General features: G+C 45.4%; 3 protein-coding genes. 2 read left to right on the forward strand and 1 reads right to left on the reverse strand.

Annotated elements, in window-relative coordinates:
* Window positions 1–735: Sll0314/Alr1548 family TPR repeat-containing protein (locus PX481_RS07835; protein WP_288094235.1), on the reverse strand; the 735-nt coding region annotated here is incomplete at its 3' end.
* 85 nt (window positions 736–820) lie between these two features.
* On the opposite strand from PX481_RS07835, the gene PX481_RS07840 reads away from it, so the two are divergent.
* Together PX481_RS07840 and PX481_RS07845 are read left to right on the forward strand one after the other, a co-directional pair.
* Complete coding sequence (locus tag PX481_RS07840; protein ID WP_288094233.1) at window positions 821–1,468, forward strand: ABC transporter ATP-binding protein; 648 nt, start codon at window positions 821–823, stop codon at window positions 1,466–1,468.
* 174 nt (window positions 1,469–1,642) lie between these two features.
* On the forward strand, window positions 1,643–1,918 hold the full coding sequence (locus tag PX481_RS07845) for a TMEM165/GDT1 family protein (RefSeq protein ID WP_045358754.1): 276 nt from the start codon (window positions 1,643–1,645) through the stop codon (window positions 1,916–1,918).
* Window positions 1,919–2,020: the final 102 nt, after the last annotated feature.

Consider the following 2,020-nt stretch of genomic DNA (forward strand, 5'->3'; position numbering starts at 1 on the left):
GATTTGACCCTTCAGATACATTAATTCTGGATTATCGGGGGTCGCTTTCAGAGCGTTATCGATAAACCGCAAAGCCTGATCATACTGCTTTAAATCCCGGTAAGCTAGAGCGATACCTCGATCAACCAAGTAATCAGGACTTCCGTAGGTTTCTAGCCTTTCAATTGCCTCTTGGGGACTAGAAAAGGGCAGATTAACCGCTAAAATCAAATCCATATAACCCTTTAACAGGTTCAATTCCGGATCCGTAGGATTAACCTTTTCCGCAGTTTCCAAATACTGAAACACCTCTTGTAATCTGGGGATAGCTGATACTGCCCCTTCGGTTTGAAAAACGTAGGTTCCCTCTAAAAAACTGCCCACCGCTAGATACAAATTTCCCCTTAAAGGGTCGCTGCCCTGTATTTGTTTGGCCGCTTCCTTAGTTTTCTCGGAGTAGGTTTTTAGGGTGTTCCAATCCTGGTCGGTAAAAGCAAGAGAGGCCCGCATAGCATGGGACAAAGGTTCTTGGGGTTCCTTTTCTGTGGCCTCAACAATTAATTTTTTTGCCTCTAGATAGTTACCTTGTTTAAAAATAGCGTTAAAAGCGGCCTCGGTCTTATCACCAATCGGTCGGGGATTGGTTTTGCGGAAAGGATCTCCGGCTAAACCGGGACCAATCCAGTTAACCACTACCATAACAGCCAGCGAAGCACCGATCGCCATTTTTTTCGTTAAACCTAACCGCAGCGCCATGGTTAAAAGTCTCCTTGAGCGAATGAAAAAATCTGTCACAATAGAAACGAGTTTCTAGACTTAATTTCCAGTTATTTTCCTGTCAATGCTTTATCTCAAAGATGTGGTTTATCATCCCCCCGCTGCCCTCAATCCCATTTTACAGGGGATTAATCTCGAATTAGCCCCCCAAGAATTAGGTCTGATTGTTGGCCCCAGTGGTTCCGGAAAAACGACTCTTTTGGAAATTTTAGCAGGCTTTGCCGATAAAACAGGAGGGACGATTCACTGGCGCGACCAAGAATTAACGGTGCTGCACCTGCAACAATTAGGAGGAATCGTTTTTCAGTTTCCCGAACGTCATTTTTGCGGTAAAACCATCCTTGAGGAGTTGCGTCTCGGTCATCCAGAAATTAAAAGCGAGCGCCTAACGGCGGCCTTAAAGGAGGTAGGATTAGAAAATATTCCTCTGGATACTTCTCCCCATAATCTTAGTGGAGGTCAACAGCGTCGTTTATCCCTCGCTGTCCAGTTAATCCGGCAGCCTAATCTGTTACTTCTCGATGAACCTACGGCCGGTTTAGATTGGTCGATGCGTCGTCAATTGGCTAAACTTCTCGCTAGTCTCAAACAACACTGGACTTTATTAGTAGTTAGTCACGATGCTGGGGAATTATTGCCTATTGCTGACCGTCACTGGAAAATTGAACAAGGACATTTGAGGGAATTAAAAAGTGAAAAAACAGATAGTTGAGGTTTTAGGGTTTTGGGGTTTTAGAGTGTTGGGTTGGTCACTACGTCCGCGTTGCGGGGGGTGTTGGGGTTTTAGGGTTTTAGGGTTTTGGGGTATTAGTTGAAATTTCCCCACTTCCCCACTTCCCCATTTCCCCACTTCCCCACTTCCCCATCACCCATCTCCCTAGAATTTATGAATTGGCAATTATTCGGACTGACATTTATCACGGTTTTTTTGGCAGAAATCGGCGATAAAAGTCAATTAGTAGCGATCGCTCTCGGTGGCAGTTCCAAATCACCTAAAGCTGTCTTTTTTGGCTCAATTACCGCCTTAATCTTCACCAGTTTCTTAGGAGTCCTTGCGGGGGGCAGTATGGCGCAATTATTCCCCGCTAAGATCTTAAAAGCGATAGCGGCCATCGGTTTTGCTCTGCTTGCTGTCCGGCTGCTTTGGCCAGATTCGGATTGATCATTGGGTTGGGCTGAATATTACTGGAAGCCTTACTAGAAAACGGTTTTGGCACTTTTTCCAGGCACGCGAGGCTATTGTGTTATTATGACTTCCCCGACC

This window comes from Microcystis sp. M53603_WE2 (assembly GCF_030065435.1).